The sequence below is a fragment of the Phytobacter sp. V91 genome (assembly GCF_965644225.1).
Taxonomy (GTDB): domain Bacteria; phylum Pseudomonadota; class Gammaproteobacteria; order Enterobacterales; family Enterobacteriaceae; genus CBFFRJ01.
In genome coordinates, this window is the sequence record NZ_CBFFRJ010000253.1 from 1 (window position 1) to 2,362 (window position 2,362).

The following is a 2,362-nucleotide window of genomic DNA, read 5'->3' on the forward strand; positions in this document are numbered from 1 at the left end:
TTATTCAAGTGGTTTTCCTCCTGTTGTTGGGTCAACAGCGAAAAGCCTACAACAGCCACCACAACAGGGGAAGACCCTTATATATACAGTATATTACCGCTGTATTTTACACCTGGCAAGCCATAAAAGACAGGCGCAATCGTTTTCGTATATACTGCTGCCAGGTTTTTTTCGACGGTAAAAATAGCTATGACTCTTTTAGGTACTGCGCTGCGTCCGGCAGCAACTCGCGTAATGTTATTAGGCTCTGGTGAATTGGGCAAAGAAGTGGCCATTGAGTGCCAGCGTCTGGGGATTGAAGTTATCGCCGTTGATCGCTATGCCGATGCCCCGGCGATGCATGTTGCCCATCGCGCCCATGTCATTAATATGCTGGATGGCGAGGCACTGAAAGCGCTGGTGGCGCAGGAACAACCGCATTTTATTGTGCCGGAAATTGAAGCTATTGCTACGGATATGCTGCTTGAACTCGAGTCCCAGGGTCAGCGCGTTGTTCCTTGCGCCCGTGCAGCTAAATTGACCATGAACCGTGAAGGTATTCGTCGTCTGGCTGCTGAAGAGCTGGCGCTTCCGACTTCCAGCTATCGCTTTGCCGACAGCGAAGAAGCCTTTCGCCAGGCCGTGGCTGAGATTGGTTTGCCCTGTATCGTAAAACCGGTAATGAGCTCCTCCGGTAAAGGCCAGAGTTTTATTCGCAGCCATGACCAACTGACAAAAGCCTGGGAGTACGCCCAGCAAGGTGGCCGCGCTGGTGCCGGTCGCGTCATCGTTGAGGGCGTCGTCAATTTCGATTTTGAAATTACTCTGCTGACCATCAGCGCCGTTGACGGCGTTCACTTCTGCGCCCCCATCGGCCATCGCCAGGAAGACGGCGATTACCGTGAATCCTGGCAGCCGCAATTGATGACTGAGCTGGCGCTGGAGCGCGCGCAGGACATCGCCCGCAAAGTCGTGCTGGCACTCGGCGGTCATGGCCTGTTTGGCGTGGAGCTGTTCGTCTGTGGCGATGAGGTTATCTTCAGCGAGGTCTCCCCTCGCCCGCACGATACCGGAATGGTGACGCTGATTTCCCAGGACGTTTCAGAGTTCGCGCTGCACGTTCGCGCATTCCTTGGCCTGCCGGTCGGCCAGGTTCGTCAGTACGGGCCATCGGCTTCGGCGGTGATCCTTCCGGAACTGAAAAGCCAGAACGTCACGTTCGATAAGGTTGAAAATGCAACAGGCGCTGGCCTGCAGGTGCGTTTGTTCGGCAAACCAGAAATCGACGGTACGCGTCGTCTGGGCGTGGTGCTGGCAACAGCAGAAAGCGTAGAAGACGCAGTTGAGCGGGCTAAATCAGCTTCGGCGGCGGTGAAGGTCGCTGGATAACCTGGAATAAAAGAAAAACCTGGTCGCAGCTGCATGTATGGGCTGCGCCTCAACGTTGGACAGTTGATCTTCGGCGGCGTCCAGAGCCTGAGTTCGGTATTTTACCGGGCTCAGGTTTTTTAGTTTCGGGATAATGCGTCGGTATTTGTGTATTGAATTTCTTCTATAACCGGTTCAAATCATTTAATAGCTTGTATAAAACTGTTGAACGTTGCTCAGCCAACTCACTTATTGCTCCCCATCTGGATGGCCCATATAGCGATGCTTCTCCATGCAAGCTAAATAAAATCCTGATTTGTTCAGAAAACCGAGCCAAGTATAAACCGCTTAATATATACCTATATATCTGATAAATCAGCCGATATTAACCGTACCTCCACCGATAACCACACCACCACAGTCAATGGCATCGCCCGTTCTGGCAGCAGGCAAACCATCAATGAATACCGTACCTGAGCCTCCCGCTATTTTTCGAGGATGGGGCGGATGTTTGGGTTTGTCATGGGGCGTCAGCAGGTCGCCCATCCGAGCGGCGGGAAGTCCGTCGATAAAGACGGTTGGGGAACCTGCAGTAATAATGGTTTCGTGGTAACCATCATGCTGGGTACCTTTGTCACTAAGTCTGGCAGCAGTGGGCATGTTGAGATCCTGACTGTTTATTGGTGTATTTATATATCGCAGTTCTAATATAAAAATAGTTTAATCTATTCAACCTATATTTCAGCAGGCATGAATAATAATTAAGTCAATCTAAAAAGCAATTATCAAAATTAGCAACTGGATATGCTCAATTCTCGATTTTACGTCCCCATTGTTCTGAACGATATAACTATAAACTTCCCTTTTATTATTTCATACTTCTCTTCCTGATAGACCTCAGGCGATGGTATTTCAACAGGTTCTTCTGAAAGGTCACCTTTAGGGAAGGTGCGATTTAATCGTCAGTTATGAGAACATAAGGCTTTCTTTGCCATAGATTTTTCACGATGCCCGC

2 protein-coding genes are annotated in these 2,362 nt (G+C 50.0%); one reads left to right on the forward strand and one right to left on the reverse strand.

From position 1 onward, the window contains the following. Positions 1-189 precede the first annotated feature (189 nt). The gene (purT, locus tag ACSZO4_RS25365) at positions 190-1,368 is read left to right on the forward strand and encodes a formate-dependent phosphoribosylglycinamide formyltransferase (protein ID WP_437891853.1); all 1,179 of its coding nucleotides are present in this window, start codon (positions 190-192) and stop codon (positions 1,366-1,368) included. A 354-nt stretch (positions 1,369-1,722) separates the two neighbouring features. Here the strand turns inward: purT and ACSZO4_RS25370 are convergent, their stop codons facing one another. Then, entirely contained in the window at positions 1,723-2,007 is a 285-nt protein-coding gene (locus ACSZO4_RS25370) for a type VI secretion system PAAR protein (RefSeq protein ID WP_437891854.1), read from the reverse strand. Positions 2,008-2,362 lie beyond the last annotated feature (355 nt).